At 72.6% G+C, this 21,626-nt stretch carries 18 protein-coding genes; 14 read left to right on the forward strand and 4 right to left on the reverse strand.

The features are described 5' to 3' along the window. Nucleotides 1-3: 3 nt before the first annotated feature. The 3 genes from AQJ27_RS11050 to AQJ27_RS11060 all read left to right on the forward strand — a co-directional run bounded on the left by AQJ27_RS11050 (nt 4) and on the right by AQJ27_RS11060 (nt 3,432). Nucleotides 4-1,383, forward strand: a complete 1,380-nt coding sequence (locus AQJ27_RS11050; RefSeq protein WP_067365606.1) for an aldehyde dehydrogenase family protein — start codon at nt 4-6, stop codon at nt 1,381-1,383. Then, the gene (locus AQJ27_RS11055; RefSeq protein WP_067365609.1) at nt 1,380-2,207 is read left to right on the forward strand and encodes a 3-oxoacyl-ACP reductase; all 828 of its coding nucleotides are present in this window, start codon (nt 1,380-1,382) and stop codon (nt 2,205-2,207) included. The genes AQJ27_RS11050 and AQJ27_RS11055 overlap by 4 nt, the downstream gene beginning before the upstream one ends. Nucleotides 2,208-2,568: 361 nt before the next feature. Further along, nucleotides 2,569-3,432, forward strand: coding sequence for a DUF2510 domain-containing protein (locus AQJ27_RS11060; RefSeq protein ID WP_235613613.1), 864 nt, complete (start codon nt 2,569-2,571; stop codon nt 3,430-3,432). A 24-nt stretch (nt 3,433-3,456) separates the two neighbouring features. On the opposite strand, the gene AQJ27_RS11065 is transcribed toward AQJ27_RS11060, so the two are convergent. Together AQJ27_RS11065 and AQJ27_RS11070 are read right to left on the reverse strand one after the other, a co-directional pair. Further along, nucleotides 3,457-4,659: an amino acid deaminase/aldolase gene (locus AQJ27_RS11065; protein WP_067365613.1), complete on the reverse strand. Its 1,203-nt coding sequence runs from the start codon at nt 4,657-4,659 to the stop codon at nt 3,457-3,459. A gap of 553 nt (nt 4,660-5,212) precedes the next feature. After that, a complete protein-coding gene (locus AQJ27_RS11070) occupies nt 5,213-5,968 on the reverse strand; it encodes a hypothetical protein (protein WP_067365616.1) in 756 nt (251 codons plus the stop codon). On the opposite strand from AQJ27_RS11070, the gene AQJ27_RS58570 reads away from it, so the two are divergent. Both AQJ27_RS58570 and mycP read left to right on the forward strand, forming a co-directional pair. Continuing rightward, the gene (locus AQJ27_RS58570) at nt 5,967-7,187 is read left to right on the forward strand and encodes a hypothetical protein (RefSeq protein ID WP_235613614.1); all 1,221 of its coding nucleotides are present in this window, start codon (nt 5,967-5,969) and stop codon (nt 7,185-7,187) included. The two genes, AQJ27_RS11070 and AQJ27_RS58570, sit on opposite strands and share 2 nt — an antisense overlap. After that, the gene (mycP, locus tag AQJ27_RS11080; protein WP_079064909.1) at nt 7,184-8,461 is read left to right on the forward strand and encodes a type VII secretion-associated serine protease mycosin; all 1,278 of its coding nucleotides are present in this window, start codon (nt 7,184-7,186) and stop codon (nt 8,459-8,461) included. Before AQJ27_RS58570 ends, mycP begins: the two co-directional genes overlap by 4 nt. 123 nt (nt 8,462-8,584) lie before the next feature. Here mycP and AQJ27_RS11085 read toward each other — a convergent pair whose 3' ends face one another. Continuing rightward, nucleotides 8,585-9,556 carry a serine hydrolase gene (locus AQJ27_RS11085; RefSeq protein WP_067365619.1) on the reverse strand — a complete coding sequence of 324 codons (972 nt, stop codon included), beginning with the start codon at nt 9,554-9,556 and terminating at the stop codon, nt 8,585-8,587. 149 nt (nt 9,557-9,705) lie between these two features. Between AQJ27_RS11085 and AQJ27_RS11090 the strand changes: the two genes are divergently transcribed. Further along, on the forward strand, nt 9,706-10,485 hold the full coding sequence (locus AQJ27_RS11090) for an SseB family protein (protein WP_067365623.1): 780 nt from the start codon (nt 9,706-9,708) through the stop codon (nt 10,483-10,485). Between the two features lie 53 nt (nt 10,486-10,538). On the opposite strand, the gene AQJ27_RS11095 is transcribed toward AQJ27_RS11090, so the two are convergent. Next, a complete protein-coding gene (locus AQJ27_RS11095; RefSeq protein WP_054236133.1) occupies nt 10,539-10,895 on the reverse strand; it encodes a DUF1844 domain-containing protein in 357 nt (118 codons plus the stop codon). A 382-nt stretch (nt 10,896-11,277) separates the two neighbouring features. Between AQJ27_RS11095 and infC the strand changes: the two genes are divergently transcribed. The 8 genes from infC (at nt 11,278) to AQJ27_RS11135 (ending at nt 21,499) form a co-directional block, all read left to right on the forward strand. Next, a complete protein-coding gene (gene infC / locus AQJ27_RS11100) occupies nt 11,278-12,024 on the forward strand; it encodes a translation initiation factor IF-3 (protein WP_201264346.1) in 747 nt (248 codons plus the stop codon). 155 nt (nt 12,025-12,179) lie between these two features. Further along, the gene (gene rpmI / locus AQJ27_RS11105; protein ID WP_003947156.1) at nt 12,180-12,374 is read left to right on the forward strand and encodes a 50S ribosomal protein L35; all 195 of its coding nucleotides are present in this window, start codon (nt 12,180-12,182) and stop codon (nt 12,372-12,374) included. Between the two features lie 96 nt (nt 12,375-12,470). Next, nucleotides 12,471-12,854 carry a 50S ribosomal protein L20 gene (rplT, locus tag AQJ27_RS11110; RefSeq protein WP_054236131.1) on the forward strand — a complete coding sequence of 128 codons (384 nt, stop codon included), beginning with the start codon at nt 12,471-12,473 and terminating at the stop codon, nt 12,852-12,854. A gap of 1,161 nt (nt 12,855-14,015) precedes the next feature. Further along, the gene (locus AQJ27_RS11115) at nt 14,016-14,873 is read left to right on the forward strand and encodes a TrmH family RNA methyltransferase (protein WP_067365629.1); all 858 of its coding nucleotides are present in this window, start codon (nt 14,016-14,018) and stop codon (nt 14,871-14,873) included. 53 nt (nt 14,874-14,926) lie between these two features. Further along, nucleotides 14,927-16,171 carry a sensor histidine kinase gene (locus tag AQJ27_RS11120; RefSeq protein WP_079064911.1) on the forward strand — a complete coding sequence of 415 codons (1,245 nt, stop codon included), beginning with the start codon at nt 14,927-14,929 and terminating at the stop codon, nt 16,169-16,171. A 179-nt stretch (nt 16,172-16,350) separates the two neighbouring features. Next, nucleotides 16,351-17,475 (forward strand): phenylalanine--tRNA ligase subunit alpha, encoded by a 1,125-nt coding sequence (pheS, locus tag AQJ27_RS11125; RefSeq protein WP_067365633.1) that lies wholly within the window; start codon nt 16,351-16,353, stop codon nt 17,473-17,475. Continuing rightward, nucleotides 17,475-19,979 (forward strand): phenylalanine--tRNA ligase subunit beta, encoded by a 2,505-nt coding sequence (gene pheT / locus AQJ27_RS11130; protein ID WP_067365636.1) that lies wholly within the window; start codon nt 17,475-17,477, stop codon nt 19,977-19,979. The genes pheS and pheT overlap by 1 nt, the downstream gene beginning before the upstream one ends. Before the next feature lie 548 nt (nt 19,980-20,527). Beyond that, nucleotides 20,528-21,499, forward strand: a complete 972-nt coding sequence (locus tag AQJ27_RS11135) for a PP2C family protein-serine/threonine phosphatase (RefSeq protein WP_235613619.1) — start codon at nt 20,528-20,530, stop codon at nt 21,497-21,499. Nucleotides 21,500-21,626: the final 127 nt, after the last annotated feature.

Here is a 21,626-nt window from a genome sequence, read left to right on the forward strand (position 1 = left end):
TCCTTGTCGAACGAGATCGATCTCCAGGTACTCAACCCGGCCACCGAGGAGGTCCTCGCCACCGTCCCGGCCGCCACCGCGGCCGACGTGGACGCCGCCGTCGTACGCGCCGCGCGGGCCCAGGCGAAGTGGGCGGCCCTTCCGCCCGCCGACCGCGCCCGCCTGCTGCGCCGCTTCGCGGCCGCCGTCGACGGACACCTGGAGGAACTCGCCGGGCTGGAGGTGCGCGAGGCCGGACACACGGTCGGCAACGCGCGCTGGGAGGCGGGCAACGTCCGAGACCTGCTCGACTACGCGGCCGGGGGAGTGGAGCGGCTCACCGGCCGCCAGATCCCGGTTCCGGGCGGCCTCGACGTGACCATCCTCGAACCGCTCGGCGTCGTGGGCGTCATCGCGCCCTGGAACTTCCCCATGCCGATCGCCGCCTGGGGCACCGCCCCGGCGCTCGCGGCCGGGAACGCCGTCATCCTCAAGCCCGCCGAGACGACCCCCCTGACGGCGCTCCGGCTGGCCGAGCTGGCTCTGGAGGCCGGTCTGCCCGAGGGGCTCTTCCAGGTGCTCCCCGGCCACGGCCCGGTCGCGGGCAACGCGCTCGTCGAGCACCCCGGCGTCGCGAAGATCGTGTTCACCGGGTCAACGGCCGTGGGCAAACAGGTGTTGGCGAAGGGCTCGGCCCTGCTCAAGCGCGTCACCCTCGAACTCGGCGGCAAGAGCCCCAACATCGTCTTCGCCGACGCGGATGTCGAGGCCGCCGCCGCAGCGGCTCCGATGGCCTTCCTCGACAACTCGGGCCAGGACTGCTGCGCCCGCACCCGCATCCTCGTCCAGCGCTCCGCCTACGACCGCTTCGTCGACCTCCTCGCCCCGGCGATCGAGTCCGTCGTCGTCGGCGACCCCGCCGACGAGCAGACGCAGATGGGCCCGCTGATCTCCCGGGTGCAGCTGGAGCGCGTGCGCTCCTACGTCGCCGCCGACACCCCCGGTATCCGCGGCAAGGCCCCGGAAGGCCCCGGCTTCTGGTTCCCGCCCACCGTCCTCACCGGTGTCGAGCCCCACGCGCGTGTGGCCGTCGAGGAGGTCTTCGGCCCCGTCGCCGTCGTCCTGCCCTTCGAGGACGAGGCGGACGCGATCCGGCTCGCCAACGCCACCGAGTACGGCCTCTCCGGCTCCATCTGGACGCGTGACGTCGGCCGCGCCCTGCGCGTCTCGGGGGCCGTCCGCGCCGGGAACCTGTCCGTCAACTCCCACTCCAGCGTCCGCTACTGGACCCCCTTCGGCGGCTTCAAGCAGTCGGGGATCGGCCGCGAACTCGGCCCGGACGCGCTCACCGCCTTCACCGAAACCAAGAACGTCTTCATCAGCACGGAGGGCCCCGCACAGTGACCGAAGCCACCGCAGGCACCGCAGGCACCGAAGCCACCGCGGACGCCGAAGGAATCATCTGCCGCCGCCTCGTCGGCCGTACCGCCGTCATCACCGGCGCCGGCAGCGGCATCGGTCTCGCCACCGCCCGCCGGCTCGCCTCCGAGGGTGCCCACGTCGTCTGCGGCGACGTCGACGACGCCCGCGGCAAGGCCGCCGCCGACGAGGTCGGCGGGATCTTCGTCAAGGTCGACGTCACCGACCCCGAGCAGGTCGAGGCGCTCTTCAAGACGGCGTTCGACACCTACGGCTCCGTCGACATCGCCTTCAACAACGCGGGCATCTCGCCGCCCGACGACGACTCCATCCTGGAGACCGGCCTGGAAGCCTGGAAGCGCGTCCAGGAGGTCAACCTCACCTCCGTCTACCTGTGCTGCAAGGCCGCGATCCCCTACATGCGGCGCCAGGGCAAGGGCTCCATCATCAACACGGCGTCCTTCGTGGCCCGGATGGGCGCGGCCACCTCGCAGATCTCGTACACGGCCTCCAAGGGCGGTGTGCTGGCCATGTCCCGTGAACTGGGCGTCCAGTTCGCCCGCGAGGGCATCCGGGTCAACGCCCTGTGCCCGGGACCGGTCAACACCCCGCTGCTCCAGGAACTGTTCGCCAAGGACCCCGAGCGTGCCGCACGCCGGCTCGTCCACATCCCCGTCGGCCGGTTCGCCGAGGCCGAGGAGATCGCCGCGGCGGTCGCCTTCCTCGCCAGCGACGACTCCTCCTTCGTGAACGCCGCCGACTTCCTGGTGGACGGGGGGATCTCGGGCGCGTACGTCACGCCCCTGTAGATCACCCCGGTGTATGCGCGTTCCATGCGACATCGATCCGTTCATGTCACTTTCGCGTGGACCCTGGTCGCGGCCGCCACCCGGGCGGCCGCGCCACCCGCCTCCTTCGGCACCCGTCCCGACTGCCCGCGGCTTTCCGCGCGTTGGTACGGCGACAACCGCGCCCACAAGACCACATCCCTCGGGTGCGGCAGGAGCCTGCGAAGCAGGAACCCGTGGTGGCACCGCCAGCGCCTACAACGCGACCGGCGGCCGCGCGGAACCCGTCCTCGGGGACGACGGTTCGGTCGTACCCGACCAGAAGGACACCGTCCACGGAACAGCCGTGTACTGGCGTTCGGGGCGCGCCTAGAGTGCCGGAATGAGCATGACGCCTCCGCCCGGCTGGTACCGCGACCCCTCGTACCCGCTCGTCGAGCGCTGGTGGGACGGCACCGCCTGGACGGACCACCGGCGAGGACCCGAGGCACCCCAGGTGCCCCCGGCACCGCCGCGACCCGTCGGCGGCGGCTCCGGGCGTGCCAAGGCCGTGGCGCTCGTCACCGCCGGAGTCGTCCTGGTCACCTCGATCGTCACGGGCGCCTTCGTGCTCGGCAGGGAAGGCGGCGGGGGCACGGCGGCGACACGGACCACCCCGCCCGCCGCTCCCGCACCCGCACGGACCACCGGCTCCCCGGCAGGCCCGTCCTCAGGCGACCCGTCCGTCGTCGTGGACGAGCTCAACGGCATCACCCTGCCGCTGCTCGACGGCTGGGTCCGTGCCCAGGACGTCGCCGAGGACGACGTCATGATGACCACCCCCGGCACCTACGACTGCCCGGGCGACCCCGGTCTGTGCCGGCACGGGCGGGTCATCTCGCGCACCGTCACCGCGAACGACGAGAGGTCCCCGCAGGCCCTCGCCGAGCACGACATCGCGGACGCCGCGAGCTCCGCGTACGACCGAGACCTCCTCGACAACCGGCCCTTCCACGGCGTCACGTCCCACCGGCAGCTGCGGGCGAGCCCGGTCGCCGTCGCGGGCAGCGTCGGATACCTCGTGCGCTGGCAGGTGAAGACGGGGGTGGGCCCAGGAGGATACGTCGAATCGCTGGCGTTCCCCTCCGGCGTGGGCTCACGGGCCCTCGTCATCGTCCGCTTCGTGTTCGACGCGGGTGCGGACGGGCCGCCGCTCACCGACATGGACCGGATCACCGAGCGAATCCGGCCGGCGGGCACGCGGTGAGCCCGGCTACAGGGGTGAGCCCGGCTACAGGAAGGTGTGGCCCTCTCCCCGGTACGTCGGGACGGTCGCCGTCACCCTGTCGCCCTCGACCAGGTGCAGCGCGTCGAACCGCTCGCACAGCTCCCCGGCCTTCGCGTGCCGGAACCACACCTTGTCGCCGATGAGCAGGTCGTCCGCGGGGGCGCCGAGCAGCGGCGTCTGCACCTCGCCGGGGCCCTCCTGGGGGTCGTAGCGCAGACCCTCCGGAAGGTAGGGGACCGGCAGCCGGTCGGGGCCCGCGGCGCCCGAGGCCGGGTAGCCGCCGCCCAGCACCGTGACGACCCCGACACCCGGCCTGCGCACCACCGGCTGCGCGAAGAGCGCGGCCGGACGCCCGCTGAACGACGTGTAGTTGTCGAACAGCCGAGGAACGTACAGCCCGGAGCCCGCCGCGATCTCGGTGACCGCGTCCTCGGCGGCCGTGTGCTGCACACTGCCCGTCCCGCCGCCGTTGACGAACTCGAGGTCCGGCTCCACGGCCCGTACGGCACGGACCACCTCGGCGCGCCGCCGCGCGAGCTCCTTGCGGGCGCCGGCCTGCATGAGCCTGACCGCACGCGACCGGAAGGGCCGCCCCGCGACGGCGTCACCGACACCCGCGACGTGCCCCTCGTACGCCATGATCCCCACCAGCTTGAACCCGGGCCGACGGACCACGGCGCGGGCCAGGTCGGCGACCTGGGCGGGCGAGTGCAGCGGCGAGCGCAGCGCCCCGACCCGCACCCGGCCGCCGAGCAGCTTGAGGGAGGTGTCCAACTCCAGGCACACGCGCACCACTTCGGTGCCGTCCCCGCGGGCCGCGTCGATCAGGTGGAGCTGGGCGGGGTCGTCGACCATGACGGTGACGGCGGCGGCGAGCTTGGGGTCGGAGGTCAGCTCGGCGAAGCCCCGGGTGTCCGCCGAGGGGTAGGCGAGCAGGATGTCGTCGAAGCCGGAACGGGCCAGCCAGATCGACTCGGCCAGGGTGAAGGACATGATCCCCGCGAAACCGTCCCGCTCCAGGACGCGCTCGAGTAGGGCGCGGCAGCGCACCGACTTGCTGGCGACCCGGATCGGCTTGCCGCCCGCCCTGCGGACGAGGTCGTCCGCGTTCGCGTCGAAGGCCTCCAGATCCACGATCGCGAGAGGGGCGTCGAGATGAGCTGTGGCCCGGTCGTAGCGGGCCCGGTCTGCGGCGCGGGCAGTCATGACCGAAGCCTGCCAGACTCGATTACCGCAGGGTAGGGGGATGTTCCGGGCAGATGCCGCGGGCGCGCGGACTGGTTCCCTCCCTGCCCACGTCAACCCGTAGAGTGACGCGCACGCAGGGAGGAACGACCTTGTCCGGGCGGGTCGTGCCCGGGATGACGGTCCGTCGGTACGGGTATGGGTGCTCGTGACGGGTGAGTCGCCGAGGTGGTTTCTTCCGTACACGTGAGCGGCCCGGCGGATTCCGGGCCGGGTCGGTAGCCCGGGTACGAGGAAACGGGGGGTGCATGAGCACGGAAGCGCGCCGCGCCTCCATCCCGCCACGCCCGGCCACCCCACCCCGCCCGGCACAGCCACCGGGAGAGTCCCCCGAGGGCACCGGCCTCGCCGAGGGAGCGGCGTCTCCCGCGCAGGACACCCCACCGCCTCCCACGGAGGGCCGCACCGGCTCCAGGCCCTCCCGCCCGGCGACCCCACCACGGCCCGAACGGGCCCCGACGAGCGGGGAGCGCGTGCCGTCCGTCCCGGCGACCCCGCCGCGACCCGACCGGTCTCAGGCGAGCGGGGAGCGCGAGCCCTCCTGGTCGGCGACCCCGCCCCGGCCTGAACGGTCTCCGAGGAGCGAGGGCGGTGTGCCCTCCCGCGCGGCGACCGCACCGAGGCCGCAGACGTCTCCCGGGCGTGGGAATCCGGTGCCCCCGCAGAGGCCCGAAGCGTCGCCCGTGGGGGGCGTCACGCCGTCGCCGCGTCCGGCGACCCCGCCGCGACCCGAGCAGTCCCCCGTGGGCGGGGACGCGGTGCCGCCCCGCCCGAAGTACCTGCCCTCGGGCGCCACTTGGCGGCCGCGTCCGGCCGAGCCGCCCGTGGGCGGCGAGCCCTGGTCGCTGCCGAGCCCGCAGGAACCGCCGGCGGCCACCGCCCCGGGACCCCGCCGGACGGACCCGTCCGTGGTGGGCGAGCCCTGGACGCTCCCCGACTCCGGGGACCTGCCCCCGACAGGCACCCCGCGCCGCCCGGCGGAGCGGCCCACCACCGCCGACACACCCGCCGCGCGCGCACCCCGCCAGAGCCGCCCGTCCCCGGCGGACGACGCCATGACGCCGCCCCGCGCGAGCGCCGCCTCCCAGTCACCCGGCCCGTCCACCGCCGGGACACCGCGGTCGGGCGGCGCGTCCCGTACCCCGTCGTCGCCCGACGCTGCCGGGGCGCCCCGCGCGGGCGGTGGCTCCCGGCGACCGGTGTCGACCGGTTCCGCCGCGGACGCGGTCCCGCGCTCCGGTGAGGCGTCCGACGCCTCCGGCGATGTCATGGCGCGCCCGGACGCCGGCGGTACCCGGGCGGCGCGCCCCTTCCGGCTCGCGCACGACCCGAAACCATCGGCGGGGTCGTCCTCCGCCGCTACGACGCCCGCACAGGCGCCAGGTGCCACCGGCACCCCTGAGCCCCCGCGCCACGAGCCGACGCACCCCCGCTTCCCAGGCCGGCGCACCACCCCCGCGTCCCCGCCTCCGCCCCCGGCCTCCGCCCGCTTTCCCGACGCCCCGCCGGCCGGTCGGCACCCCGGAGTGCCGCACCCCGGCCCGGCCCGGCGGACCCCCGTACCCGAGGAAGGGATCACGGAGACGACCACGCGGCTGCGCCCCGTCCCCGCGGAGCGGCCCGTCGCACCGTCCGCCCCCGCGAGCCCGGCCCCCGGCACGGCACGCCCGTACGTCTCGTTCGCGGAGCCCGACACCTACGACGACACCACGCGCCCGCGCCACGTCGGCGCGCGCACCCGGCCCCGGGCGGCAGCGGCCGCGGCCTGCGTCGTGCTGGGCCTCGGCCTCATCGGCGGCGCGGCGGCCGGAAGCTGGCTGACCGGCGACGGGACGGGCACGGACGGTGCGCGCAGCGCCTTCGTGGCGGCCGGAAGCCTGTGGCACAGCGTGCCCGTGGACCAGCTCTTCCCGCCCACCGTGCAGGGCCAGGGCGCGGGCCCCGGCGGCGCCGACCGCACCTGGACCCGACTCGCCGTCGCCCCGGACAGCGGCTGCGTGAACGCCTTCGATCCGCTTCTGAGCAAGGCGCTCGCCCCGGCCGGCTGCCTACGGCTGCTGCGGGCCACGTACATGGACGCCACCCGCAGTCAGGTCACCACCGTGGGCCTGCTGTTCACCAAGGCGGACCCGGCGGCCATGACCGCGCTGAAGAACCGTTTCCAGCAGGAAGGTCTCGACCGGCGCACCGATCTGATGCCCCGTCCGTACGCCGCCAGGGGCACCGTCGCCGCAGGGTTCGGCGACGCCCAGCGCGCGTCCTGGACGGTGTCGGTGCTCACCGACGCGCCCGTCGTCGTCTACGCCGTCTCCGGCTTCGCCGACGGCCGTATCGTCACCGCCCCGCAGCCCGCCGCGGACGCCATCAAGCCCGGTGTGACCACGGCCCCGGCCCAGGCGGGCCTGGGCCACGACGCGCAGGGCCTCGCCGACCGCATCGAGCGCAGCCTCCGCAAAACCGTCGGCTCGGCCACGGAGAAGCCGTCATGATCCGCAGGGCCACCAGCAGCAGGGCCACCAGCAGCAGGGCCACCACCAGCAAGGCCACCCACGCGGCCGCCCGTAAGGCAGCCCGCAGGGCCACCCGCAGGGCCGGAGCCCTGAGCGTCCTGCTGGCCGCCTCCCTCGCCCTGCTCCCGTCCACCGCCGCGCACGCCGACGGCATACGCGCCCAGCAGTGGGCCCTCGACGCGATGCACACCCAGCAGGCCTGGCGCACCACGAAGGGCCAGGGCATCACGGTCGCGGTCCTCGACACGGGCGTCGACGACCAGCATCCGGACCTGGTCGGCAACGTCCTCGCCGGAAAGGACATGGTCGGCTTCGGAGCGCAGCGCGGTGACCGCGCATGGGCCCGGCACGGCACCGCGATGGCCGGGATCATCGCCGGTCACGGGCACGGCGTCGGCAACGGCGACGGAGTCCTGGGCATCGCCCCCGAGGCGAAGATCCTCCCCGTCCGCGTCATCCTCGAAGACGGCGACTCGGCCCGCACGAGGGCCCGCAACACCCGTGGCAACGCCCTCGCCGAGGGCATCCGCTGGGCCACCGACCAGGGCGCCGACGTCATCAACCTCTCCCTCGGCGACGACTCCAAGTCCGCCCATCCCGAGCCCGCCGAGGACGCCGCCGTCCAGTACGCCCTGAAGAAGGGCGCGGTCGTCGTCGCCTCGGCAGGCAACGGCGGTGAGAAGGGCGACCACATCTCGTACCCGGCGGCCTACCCGGGCGTGATCGCGGCCACGGCCGTCGACCAGAACGGCACCCGCGCCTCGTTCTCCACCCGCCGCTGGTACGCCACGGTCAGCGCCCCCGGCGTCGACGTCGTGATCGCCGACCCGGACGACAAGTACTACGAGGGCTGGGGCACCAGCGCCGCCTCCGCGTTCGTCTCCGGCGCGGTCGCGCTCATCAAGGCGGCCCACCCGGGCCTGTCTCCGGCGCAGATCAAGAAGCTCCTGGAGGACACCGCCCGCAACGCCCCCAGCGGCGGCCGCGACGACTCCCGCGGCTTCGGCTTCATCGACCCCGCGGCGGCCATCGAGGCCGCCGGCCGCCTCAAGCCGGACAGCACCCACGCGGCGGCGTACGGCAAGAAGTACTTCGGTACGGGCCCCGACGCCGCCCCGGACGACAGCCAACCGTCCGGCTGGGTGGGCCCGGCGGCGGGCGGCGCGGGCGTGGTCCTGCTGGCCGCGTCGGTGATCCTGTGGCGAGGCCGCAGGTTCTCAGCGCAGGACGCATCGGGCGACATGCCCCTTTAGGGGCGCGGGGCTGTGACCTGTGCGGCCCCGCCGCGCGGGCGCGCCCAGCCACGACGCACCCGCACCCGAACGGACACCCCGCACCTTTACGGACCCCCCGCACCTTTACGGACCTCCCCGAACTCACGCGGAGCGGAACGCGGCCACCGCTGCCTTCGCCGCCGCCTCCACCACCGAGATCCCCTTGGCCTTGGTCGTGTTGCCGTTGGACAGCGTCGCCACCAGGTACTCGTCCCCGTCGACAGTGACCCGGCCGATGCTGTTGATGTCCCACAGCACGGTCGAACTCCGCGCCAGCCACCCGTTCTTGAGGGCCCACTGCGTGCCGTCGGCCGCCGCCGACACCCCCCAGTGCTGATCGGCGGCGATCTCGCCCATCAGCCCCTGGAGATACGTGCGCGAGGCCTTGCCGAGTTCGGAGTCGTCCCCGAACACCTGCTGGAGCAGGGTCAGCTGGTCGGCCGCCGTGGTCTGGGTCAGCCCCCACAGCGCACCGTCCCCGCCGGAGGTACCGGTCAGCCCGAACCGCTTGTTCGCGGCGTCGAGACCGTCCGCCTGCCCGATGATGTCCCACAGCGCGGACGCGGACGTGTTGTCACTGTTCGTGATCATCGCGGTGGCGTACGTCTTCTCCGCCGCCGTCAGATGCCGGTCCGCGTCCTGCGCCTGGAGCAGCAGCGTCGCGAGGATGTCGACCTTGACGATGCTGGCGGTGTCGAAGGCCCCCTCGCCGTAGGCGGCGCCCTCGCCGGAGTCGATGTCGAACACCGCGACCGAGACCGCTGCGCCGTTTTCCAGCGCCACGGCCTTCATCGTCTTGGCGAGCTGGGCGTCCCGGTCCACCGTGGGCTCCGTCACAGGTTCCACCGATGCCTCCTGGCTGGGGGACGACGACGCGGCCGAGGCCGGCGACGACGTACCCGGCGATGCCGAGGGGGAGGATACGAGGCTCCCGCGGTCGTGCGCCTGTGCCTTCACGTACACGGCACCCGCCGCCGTACCGCCCACGAGGACGGCGGAAGCCACCACGGTGTAGACGAGGGTCCTGCGTCCGGAGCGGCGGGTGCGACGCCGACGAGCTCTGTGAGGGGCCATCCCGCGATGCTCGGGGCGGTGCCTGTGCCCGGCGTTAGACGCATGTTAGAGGTGTGTCAGCGAATGCTGAGAATCCCGTGAAAGCTGTCAACGCCATGTTTCAGGGCCCGCACAAGCCCAGCAGCATCCCCCCGATAGGGTCGGGGACCGTGGCGAACAAGAACATTCCCGACTCCGGCTTCCCCGACGACGACGGCTCCGCCGATCCCCGGCTGAGCGCGGCACTCGCGGCCTGGGCCGAGGACCGCACCGCCGTGGGGCCGGTCCTGGAGGCGCTCAAGGGCGCCCGGCTCCTCGTGCCCGTCGTGGCCGTCCTCGGCGAGGTCGAGGAGGACAGCAAGGAGGGGCGCGAAGCTCCTTGGAGGGGTGGTGGCGGGAGACGGGAGGGCGGGCTGCGTCACGAGAAGACCAGTGATATGGCGGTGCCCACCCTGAAGGCAGGCCACCGCACGGCCCTGCCCGCCTTCACCTCCACCGAGTCGCTGGCTCGCTGGGACCCGGCGGCCCGCCCGGTCGCCGTACCCCTGCACCAGGCCCTGCAGGCCGCCGCGCACGAGAAGGCCGACACGGTCGTCCTCGATCTGGCCGGTCCGGTGCCGTACGAACTGACCGGCTCGGCGCTGCTCGCCCTCGCCGAGGGGCGTACGACGGCGGACCCGCTCGCCGATCCGGCCGTGGTCGAGGCGGTACGCGCCGCGGTGGCCGCCGAGCCCGCCGTACTCCGCGCCCACCTGGGCCCCGGCCAGGCCGACGGCACGCTCGCGCTGGTACTGGACCCGACCGCGGCCCCGGCCGAAGCCGCCCGCGCGCTCGCCGGGCGGCTCGCCGCCGACGAAACACTGAGGGCCCGCCTGGTGCGCGGTCTCGACCTGGCACTGCTGCCGGCCGGGACGACGCCACCGGGCGAGCCCTTGTACGTACGTCAGTAGAAAGCGGGAGAGGAAGAGGAAGAGGAACCGAGGCCTCTCCGGCGGATAAGGCCCTAGCCGTAGATCGGGCCCGTGTACTTCTCGCCCGGGCCCTGGCCCGGCTCGTCCGGGACGATCGACGCCTCGCGGAACGCCAGCTGCAGCGACTTCAGGCCGTCGCGCAGCGGGGACGCGTGGAAGGAGCTGATCTCGGTCGCGCTCGCGTCGAGCAGTCCGGCCAGCGCGTGGATCAGCTTGCGCGCCTCGTCGAGGTCCTTGTACTTGTCGCCCTCCTCGGTCAGACCGAGCTTCACGGCGGCGGCGCTCATCAGGTTGACGGCGACCGTCACGAGGACCTCGACCGCGGGGACCTCGGCGATGTCGCGGGTCATGCTGTCGAAGTCGGGGTTCTGGGGAGGGGTGTCACTCATGTCCCACACGATAGGCCCCGGCACGCAGGCACCCGTCCGCGGGAGCGCGGAGGCGCTCGGTTAGCGCGGGCCCGGGGGAGCTGCTAACCTTGTGTAACGACCGGCCGGATGCGCCCAGACATATGTCAGCGTGCTCGGCCCACAAGTGGAGGCTCCGATCTCCCACCCGACCGTCCTCAGGGATGGCGGGTCACCCGGTCAGGCGGCCACCACCGTTCCGTACGGACGGTGGAGTCGCCCGAATGTGCGCCCCGCGGTTCACCGCGGCGGTGTTCCGGTATTCCTTGGAGCCCCGCCTGTGTACCGTCCGGGGCATTTTTCATGCCCCGCGGTGGTTGGTCCAATGTCATCAGAGACATACGCGGCTGTCCGCCAGACCGCCGTGTGGTGCTACCGAGGAGGATCCATCAGCACCGAGCCCCGCATTAACGACCGGATTCGCGTTCCCGAGGTGCGACTTGTCGGTCCCAGCGGCGAGCAGGTCGGGATTGTTCCGCTTGCCAAGGCGCTGGAGCTTGCGCAGGAGTACGACCTCGACCTGGTCGAGGTGGCGGCGAGCGCGCGTCCGCCGGTCTGCAAGCTCATGGACTACGGGAAGTTCAAGTACGAGTCGGCCATGAAGGCCCGTGAGGCGCGCAAGAACCAGGCGCACACGGTCATCAAGGAAATGAAGCTCCGGCCGAAGATCGACCCGCACGACTATGACACCAAAAAGGGTCACGTCGTCCGGTTCCTCAAGCAGGGCGACAAGGTCAAGATCACGATCATGTTCCGCGGTCGCGAGCAGTCCCGGCCGGAGCTCGGCTACCGACTGCTGCAGCGTCTGGCTTCGGACGTCGAGGACCTCGGGTTCGTCGAGTCGAACCCGAAGCAGGACGGCCGAAACATGATCATGGTTCTCGGTCCGCACAAGAAGAAGACCGAGGCGATGGCCGAGGCCCGTGAGGCCCAGGCGGCTCGTAAGGCAGAAGCGAAGGCCAACCCCGGTCGCTCGCAGAACGCCGCCGACGGTGAGATCGCCGAGGGCGAGATCGCTGAGGGTGAGATCGCTGAGGGTGAGATCGCCGAGGGCGAGACCTTCGAGGCCGAGACCGCCGAGGCCCCGGCCGAGGCTTCCGCCGAGGCCTGATCCCAGGGTGAAGGCTCCGGGGAGTCCGGGACGAGAGTCCATGGAGTCCACGGGACGTGAGCCCGGGGATGTCAATCGATACATACATGACGTTCCACCGTGCCCGGTTTAACGACCGGGCATCGGAACGCCACTGACGAGGAGAGAACGGCGCTATGCCGAAGAACAAGTCGCACAGCGGTGCCAGCAAGCGCTTCAAGATCACCGGCTCCGGCAAGGTGCTCCGTGAGCGTGCCGGCAAGCGCCACCTGCTCGAGCACAAGTCGTCGCGCCTGACGCGCCGCCTCACCGGCAACGCCGAGATGGCCCCGGGCGACGCCAAGAAGATCAAGAAGCTTCTCGGCAAGTGACGTCGGGCGCGCACCGCGCGCCTGACCTCCGACCGGGACCCAATCGATTTCGGGTCGTGTGACGACAGCCACGGCCCCGCTACAAGGAGTTAAAAAGTGGCACGCGTCAAGCGGGCAGTCAACGCCCACAAGAAGCGCCGGGCGATCCTCGAGGCGGCCTCCGGCTACCGCGGTCAGCGTTCGCGCCTGTACCGCAAGGCCAAGGAGCAGGTCACCCACTCGCTGGTCTACAACTACAACGACCGCAAGAAGCGCAAGGGCGACTTCCGTCAGCTGTGGATCCAGCGCATCAACGCTGCTGCCCGCGCCAACGGCATCACGTACAACCGCTTCATCCAGGGTCTGAAGGCCGCGAACATCGAGGTCGACCGCAAGATCCTGGCCGAGCTGGCCGTGAACGACGCCGGTGCGTTCGCCGCGCTCGTCGAGGTCGCGCAGAAGGCGCTGCCGTCGGACGTCAACGCGCCGAAGGCCGCGTGACGCTCGCGCTCGCCTGAGCCGTACGTCGCTGTGGACCCGCTTGCCTCACGGCTTGCGGGTCCCGGTGCGTTTGGGCTCCGCCGGTCGCTCTGGGCACGCTGCGCGTCGGCGATGCCGGTTCGGCACCGCCGGATCCCGCCGTCGCGGCTGAGCGCCGCGGCGGCGGGAGAAGCACCTGCGGCGCCGTACGGCACGTCGGCCGCGAGGGAATCCCGGCCCGGATCGGCACCGAACGCCACGCATGACGTGCCGTGTCCGGCGCCCCCACCGGGAAGACGAAGCCCACGCGCAACGCCGAGGCCCTCCGGCCGGGTCGCCCAGCCGGTCGGCCCCGGGTCCGGCGGCGGGTTTGTGTCCTGGCGGACGCGGCCTTCGGCGGGGACGTCCAGCTGGTCGGTTCTGGGTTCGGCGACGGGTTTGTGTCCTGGCGGACGAGGCCTTCGGCCGGGGGCACCCAGCCGCTCGGTCGCGGGTCCGGCGGCTGGACGTCCCGGCCGACGGGGACGCCCAGCCGGTTGGTCCTGGGTCCGGTGGCGGGGTTCCGTCCAGGCGGACGCCGCCTCTGGCGGGACACCCGACCTGTCGGCCCCGGGGCCTGACGGCGAGGTCTCGTCTCGGTGGACGCGGTCTCCTGCCTTCGGCGGGGATATCCGGCCGGTCAGTCCCGGGCCTGGTGGCAGGGTTCCGTCTCGGCGGACGCCTGGCCTCCGGCGGGATATCCAGCCGATCGGTCGCGGGTCCGGTGGTGGGGTTCCGTCTCGGCGGACGCCTGGCGTTCGGCGGGATATCCAGCCGGTCGGTCGTGGGTCCGGTGGCGGGGTTCCGTCTCGGCCGATGCCTGGCGTTCGGCGGGATATCCGGCCGGTCGGCCCCGGGCCCGGCGGCGGGATTCCGTCCCGGCGGACGCGGTGTGCCGGGTCGGTGTCCTGCGTCGGGGCTCTGCCGGACCGAGAGCCCCGTACCGGCTCGTCGGGGTTCTGCCGGAGCGGCCGTCCCGCTCCGCCAGGACCGTGGTCGGTCGACGTTGGCCCGGTCCCCGAAGCTCCGGACCCGGCCGTAGTCGGCATGGACACACAGACCCCTTTCTCGTCGTCTTCTCCGAGGGGATCCGGCCCCGCCCCACCCCAAGCCGACCCTCCGCAAACTCCCTGAGGTGACCCCATGCCCGCCGCCCCCGAGCTGATCTCCCCGCGCTCGCCGCGCGTAGCCGCCGCGCGGCGGCTCGCCCGGCGGAACTTCCGCGGCAAGGAGCGGTTGTTCCTCGCCGAGGGACCGCAGGCCGTGCGCGAGGCGGCGGCGCACCGCGTCGACGGGGCGGCCACGCTCGTCGAACTGTTCGCGACCGTCGAGGCCGCGGAGCGCTACGCCGACATCGTCGTGGACGCCCGGGCCGCCGGAGCCCGGGTGCACCTCGCCGACGAGGAGGTGATCGCCGACATCTCGACCACCGTCACTCCCCAGGGACTCGTCGGGATCTGCCGGTTCCTCGACACCCCGTTCGAGGAGATCCTCGCGGCCCGCCCCAAGCTCGTCGCCGTACTCGCTCACGTCCGCGACCCCGGGAACGCCGGAACGGTGCTGCGGTGCGCCGACGCCGCCGGCGCCGAGGCCGTCGTACTCACCGACGCGTCCGTCGACCTGTACAACCCCAAGGCCGTACGGGCCTCGGTCGGTTCCCTCTTTCACCTGCCGGTGGCCGTCGGTGTGCCCGTGGAGGCAGCCGTGCGGGGCCTCAAGGACGCGGGCGTACGGATCCTCGCCGCCGACGGAGCGGGCGAGGACGACCTCGACGACGAGCTCGACAAGGGGACCATGGGCGGCCCCACCGCCTGGGTGTTCGGCAACGAGGCCTGGGGGCTCCCGGAGGAGACGCGCGCGCTGGCGGATGCCGTCGTGCGCGTACCGATCCACGGAAAGGCCGAGAGTCTGAACCTCGCGACGGCCGCCGCCGTATGTCTCTACGCGTCCGCCCGTGCACAGCGCGCCTCCGGAGGGTGCCGCTCCGTCACCGACAGCTAGTAGGGTGACGGGCTCGGGGGCCCACTGCGCCAGACGAGAGGTGGGGTACGGGGATGGGTGTCGGCACGAGCGGTGCGAAGAGCGCACCGCGCGCACGGGACGTGCGCGACGCACCCGCGCCCCGGCGCGCAGGTCAGCACGATGATCGACTCGATGCCGATCATGACACCGATCTCGATGCCGATCTCGATGCCGATCACGGTGCCGGTCCCGGGTCGGAACCGGGGGACGAACTCGGTATCGACCCCGACGACCTGCCCGACGGACTCGTCATCGCCGACGAGAACGGCCGGGTCATCTGCTTCAACGCCGCCGCCGCCCGCATCACCGCCGTCCCCGCCGCCACCGCCCTCGGACGCCACCTGGAATCGGCCCTTCCCCTGGAGGACCTCGAGGGCCGTCGCTGGTGGCAGCTGACCGACCCGTACGGCGGCCTCGCGATCCGCGTCGGACAGCCCGAGCGGAATCTGCTGCTCCCCGGGGGACGTGAGGTGCTCGTCACCGCGCGCTACGTACGCACCGCGCCCACCGGCCCCGTCCGCCGTGTCGTCGTCTCCCTGCGCGACACCGAGGCCCGCCGCCGCACCGAGCGCAGTCACGCCGAGCTGATCGCCACGGTCGCCCACGAGCTGCGCTCCCCGCTCACCTCGGTCAAGGGCTTCACCGCCACCCTGCTCGCCAAGTGGGAACGCTTCACCGACGACCAGAAGAAACTCATGCTGGAGACCGTCGACGCCGACGCCAACCGCGTCACCCGGCTCATCGCCGAGCTGCTCGACATCTCCCGCATCGACTCCGGCCGACTGGAAGTGCGCCGCCAGCCCGTCGACATCGGCGCCGCCGTCGGCCGCCACATCCAGGCGTACGTCACCTCGGGCCAGCCCGCCGACCGCTTCCTGCTGCGCATCGAACAGCCCCTGCCGCCCCTGTGGGCCGACCCGGACAAGATCGACCAGGTGCTGAGCAACCTGCTCGAAAACGCGGTGCGACACGGCGAGGGAACCGTCACTATTGACGTCACGCCCTCGGCGTCCCCGCGCGAGCGTGAGGACGGCGAGAACGCGGCCACGTCGGTCACCGTGAGCGACGAGGGCACCGGCATCCCGGAGGAGTCCATGAACCGCGTCTTCACCCGCTTCTGGCGGGGCAGCAAGCGCGGCGGCACGGGCCTCGGGCTGTACATCGTCAAGGGCATCGTCGAGGCCCACGGCGGCACCATCACCGTCGGCCGCGCCCCCGGCGGCGGAGCCGAGTTCCGATTTACCTTGCCCGTGGGCACCCCGGCGTACCTGCTGTAACGCCGAAGAGGCCCCACGGGCGCACACGTACCGGAGCCACCCCTCGGACTGCGCGTCCGAGGTCGGCTCCCACCCCGTTAGACTCGGCCTTTGGCACCTTTGCGTCCCCGTTTCAGGGACCATGCGTCCCCCGAGTCGGGACGGGGACCATCCGCCAGCCAACGGAAGCACGGGAAGAGATGTCGGCACCGAATAAGTCGTACGACCCTGTAGAGGTCGAGGCCTTGAAACCGGAAGAGATCGAGCGCATGCGGGACGAGGCGCTCGCCGCCTTCGCGGCCGCCGGTGACCTCGACGCGCTCCAGGAGGCCAAGGTCGCCCACACCGGCGGCACCTCGCCGCTGGCCCTCGCCAACCGCGAGATCGGCGCCCTGCCCCCGCATGCCAAGGCAGCCGCGGGCAAGCTGGTCGGCCAGGCGCGAGGCGCGGTGAACAAGGCCTTCGGCGCCCGCCAGGCCGAGCTGGAGGCCGAGCGTGACGCCCGGGTGCTGGTCGAGGAGGCGGTGGACGTCACGCTGCCGTACGACCGCGTACCGGCGGGCGCCCGCCACCCGCTGACCACCATGATGGAGCGCGTCGCCGACGTCTTCGTGTCCATGGGATACGAGATCGCCGAGGGCCCCGAGGTCGAGGCGGAGTGGTTCAACTTCGACGCCCTGAACTTCACGCCCGACCACCCGGCCCGGCAGATGCAGGACACCTTCTTCGTGGAGGGCCCGACGGGCGACCACGGCGAGTCCGGTGTCGTGCTGCGCACCCACACCTCGCCCGTGCAGGCCCGCGCCATGCTGGACCGCGAGCCGCCGGTCTACGTCGTCTGCCCCGGCCGGGTGTTCCGCACGGACGAGCTGGACGCCACGCACACCCCGGTCTTCCACCAGATCGAGCTCCTCGCCGTCGACGAGGGCCTGACCATGGCCGACCTCAAGGGCACCCTCGACCACATGGTCCAGTCGCTCTTCGGCGCCGACATGAAGACCCGGCTGCGCCCGAACTACTTCCCCTTCACCGAGCCGTCCGCCGAGATGGACATGCTCTGCTACGTCTGCAAGGGCGAGTCCGTCGGCAACCCCGACCGCCCCTGCCGGACCTGCTCCTCCGAGGGCTGGATCGAGCTGGGCGGCTGCGGCATGGTCAACCCGCGGGTGCTGGTCGCCTGCGGCGTCGACCCGGAGAAGTACAGCGGATTCGCCTTCGGGTTCGGCATCGAGCGGATGCTGATGTTCCGCCACAACGTCGAAGACATGCGAGACATGGTCGAGGGTGACGTCCGGTTCACCCGGCCGTTCGGGATGGAGATCTGATGCGGGTCCCGCTTTCTTGGCTGCGGGAGTACGTCGACCTGCCGGCGACGGAGACCGGCCGCGACGTCCAGGCCAAGCTCATTTCGGCAGGCCTCGAGGTCGAGTCCGTCGAGCAGCTCGGCGCCGACCTCAAGGGCCCCCTGGTCGTCGGCCAGGTGCAGTCCATCGAGGAGCTGGAGGGCTTCAAGAAGCCCATCCGCTTCTGCCTCGTCGACGTCGGCACCGCCAACGGCACCGGTGAGCTCCAGGAGATCGTCTGCGGCGCCCGCAACTTCGCCGTCGGTGACAAGGTCGTCGTGGTCCTGCCCGGCGCCGTGCTGCCCGGCAACTTCGCGATCGCCGCGCGCCAGACGTACGGCAAGACCTCGCACGGCATGATCTGCTCCGGTGACGAGCTGGGCATGGGTGACGACGGCAGCGGCGGCATCATCGTCCTGCCGCCGGAGATCGAGGTGGGCACCGACGCGATCGAGCTGCTCCAGCTCGTCGACGAGGTCCTCGACATCGCCGTCACGCCCGACCGCGGCTACGCCCTGTCGATGCGCGGTGTGGCCCGTGAGGCCGCCATCGCCTACGGCCTGCCGCTGATGGACCCCGCGCTGCTCGACGTACCGGCCCCGAACGCGTTCGGCTACCCGGTGCGGGTCTCCGACCCGATGGGCTGCGACCGCTTCACCGCGCGGACGGTGACGGGCCTCGACCCCGAGACCCTCTCGCCGATCTGGCTGCGCCGCCGCCTCCAGAAGGCGGGCATGCGCCCGATCTCGCTCGCCGTCGACATCACCAACTACGTGATGCTGGAGCTCGGCCAGCCCCTGCACGCGTACGACCGCACCCGCGTCCAGGGCGCGATCGGTGTGCGCCGGGCCGAGCAGGGCGAGAAGCTCACCACCCTCGACGGCGTCACGCGCACGCTGGACGCCGAGGACCTGGTCATCACCGACGACCGCGGCCCCATCGGCCTCGCGGGCGTCATGGGTGGCGCGAACACGGAGATCGACGACACCGAGGGCACCACCACCGAGGTCGTCATCGAGGCCGCGCACTTCGACGCGCTCTCCATCGCCCGCACCGCCCGCCGTCACAAGCTGGCCTCCGAGGCGTCCAAGCGCTTCGAGCGCGGCGTCGACCCGCAGGCCGCCTCCGCCGCCGCGCAGCGCACGGTCGACCTCCTCGTCCTCCTCGCCGGCGGCACCGCCGACGCCGGGGTCACCGAGGTCATCGCGCCCTCCGCGCCGCACAGCATCACCATCCCGGCGAACCACCCGGACAAGGTGGCCGGCGTCGACTACGGCCGCGAGACCGTCGTCCGCCGCCTCCAGCAGGTCGGCTGTGACGTCTACGGGCAGGACGAGCTGATCGTCACCGTGCCGTCCTGGCGGCCCGACCTGACGGACCCGAACGACCTGGCCGAAGAGGTCATCCGGCTCGAGGGCTACGAGAACCTGCCCTCGACCCTGCCGAAGCCCCCCGCGGGCCTGGGCCTGACCGGCCGGCAGCGGCTGCACCGCCGGATCGGCCGCGTGCTGGCCGGCGCCGGATACGTCGAGGCGCTGAACTACCCGTTCATCGGCGAGCACGTCTTCGACCAGCTCGGCCTCGCCGCCGACGACCCGAAGCGCAAGGTCGTCAAGCTCGTCAACCCGCTCTCCGACGAGGAGCCCGCGCTCCGTACGACGCTGCTGCCGGGCCTGCTCCACGCCCTGCGCCGCAACGACGGCCGCGGCAGCCACGACCTGGCGCTCTTCGAGACCGGCCTGGTCTTCCAGCCGCAGGACGAACTGCGCGTCGCGGGCCGCCTGCCCGTCGACCACCGTCCCACCGACGAGGAGATCGCGTCCCTCACGGCCGCGCTCCCCGTCCAGCCCCGGCACGCCGCCGTCGTCCTCGCGGGCGCTCGCGAGCAGGCCGGCTGGTGGGGCAAGGGCCGCCCGGCCGACTGGGCCGACGCGATCGAGGCCGCGCGCTCGCTGGCCCGCGAGGCGGGGACCGAACTCCTCGTCCGCTCCGGCCAGTACGGGCCGTGGCACCCGGGCCGCTGCGCCGAACTGGCCGTCGTCGTCGACGGCCAGGAGAAGGTCATCGGGTACGCCGGTGAGCTGCACCCCGGCGTCCTGAAGACCCTGGGTCTGCCCGCGCGCACCTGTGCGATGGAGCTCGACCTGGACGCGCTGGAGCAGGCGAGCGCGGGCCTCCCCAAGGGCCCGAAGATCTCGACCTTCCCGGTCGCCACCCAGGACGTGGCCCTGGTCGTCGACAAGACCGTCCCGCACGTGGACGTCGAGGCGGCGCTGCGCGAGGGCGCGGGTGAACTCCTGGAGTCCATCCGGCTGTTCGACGTCTACGAGAACGGTGAGCAGCTCGGCGAGGGCAAGAAGTCCCTGGCCTACGCGCTGCGGTTCCGCGCCGACGACCGCACGCTGACCGTCGACGAGGCCTCCGCGGCGCGTGACGTGGCCGTGGCGCTCGCCGCTGAGCGCACGGGGGCGGTGTTGCGGAGCTAGCTCCGTCGGCAGTGCCGGGGAACTGCGGGTTGTCCTTCGGCCGCGCGTATGTCGTGGCTGGGCGCGCAGTTCCCCGCGCCCCTTTCGGGGCGCTTTCCCCCGGCCGACCTGCATAAATGCAGGTGTCCGAAGCTGTGTCACTCATTCGGGTGGCAAGTCGGGGCGATCTGGCCCGATCGGGGCATGCGGTCGACAGAATCGGACCGGCCTCTTGGAGGTCGTCTGCGCTGTCAGGGCCTATTGGGGGGCCAATCGGCATGATCCGTATCAAGGCTGGGGCTCCCCGCAGGGCGACGTCCCGGACGAATTCGCGGGGGCCGGCCCGAGTGGGCCTCCGGGCGCGACCCCGGGGGAGCGGTCTGCGGGCCGGGCTCGTCCGGGCGGTGAGCCGGGGTGGACCGCGCGTGCGACCGGCCCGGACGGTCCACGTCGGCGGTCCGCCGGACGGCCTCGACCGCACGGTGCGCCGGGCCGAGCGGCGGACCCTGCGGCGGGTACTGAGCCTGGGGCTGCCCACCGCCTGGGGCGCGTTTGCCATCACGTACAGAATGACCTGCCCGCTCGCCCAGCGGGACGGGCTGGAGGCGCGGATCGTCACCAGCGCCGTCTTCTTCGCCGTCGGCACCGGGCTGATCCTCCACGTCAGACGGGCGCTGCTGCGGGAGCTGAGGCAGATCCGCGAGGTCGCGGGCGCCGCCCAGAGCGTGCTGCTTCGACCGCTGCCTCCGCGCATCGACGGCCTCAACATCGCCGCGGCCCAGCTCTCCGCCGACCATGGCGCGAACATCGGCGGCGACCTGTACGAGGTGATCGCCACCGAGCACGGTGTACGGGTCGTCATGGGCGATGTGCGCGGACACGGCCTCGGCGCCATCGGAACCGTCGCCGCCGTCCTCGGCAGTTTCCGCGAGGCCGTGCACGACGAACCCGAACTCGATTGTGTGCTCCGGCGGCTGGAACGCGCCCTGGCCCGGCATCTGCGGGAGCGGGCGCGCGCCGAACACCCCTCGGCGGGGCCGGAACCCGACAGTCTGGTCGCCGAGGAGTTCGTCACCGTACTGCTCCTGGAGATCCGTCGTGACGGCGAGGTGTACGCCCTCAACTGCGGTCACCCGTCGCCGTACCTGCTCGGCGCCGGTCGTGTGGAACCACTCACGGGAGCCGAACCGCTGCCCCCGCTAGGCCCGTTCCCGCTCCCCGCCGAACTGGCGGCCAGCCGGTGCGGCCGACTCCTCCCCGGCGAGGCCCTGTTCCTGCACACCGACGGAGTGGAGGACGCCCGTGACCCCCACGGCCGCTTCTTCCCACTGCCCGCCACCCTGAGCAGAGCTGTCCGCGTCCAGCCGCTCTCACCCCAGTCCGTCCTGCGCACCGTCTTCACCGACCTGCTCCGCCACAGTGGCGGCAGGCCGGCGGATGACGTGGCCGTCCTGATCCTCCGGAACGACCGCAGCCGGGTCGCTCCGACGCAGCAGGGCCACTCCGTGGCGCAGCACGTCACGCGAGCGCAAGGTTCTTAGGGGCGCGGGGACACACAACCCGCAGTGACCCCGCTCAACCGGCGGGGCCGAGCCGCCGCACTGTACGAGGGGGAGCCGGCGGCCCGGCCGGCCTCTTGCGAGGCATTTCAGTCAACCGGTAAGGAAC

This window comes from Streptomyces olivochromogenes (assembly GCF_001514115.1).
GTDB classification, from domain to species: domain Bacteria; phylum Actinomycetota; class Actinomycetes; order Streptomycetales; family Streptomycetaceae; genus Streptomyces; species Streptomyces olivochromogenes.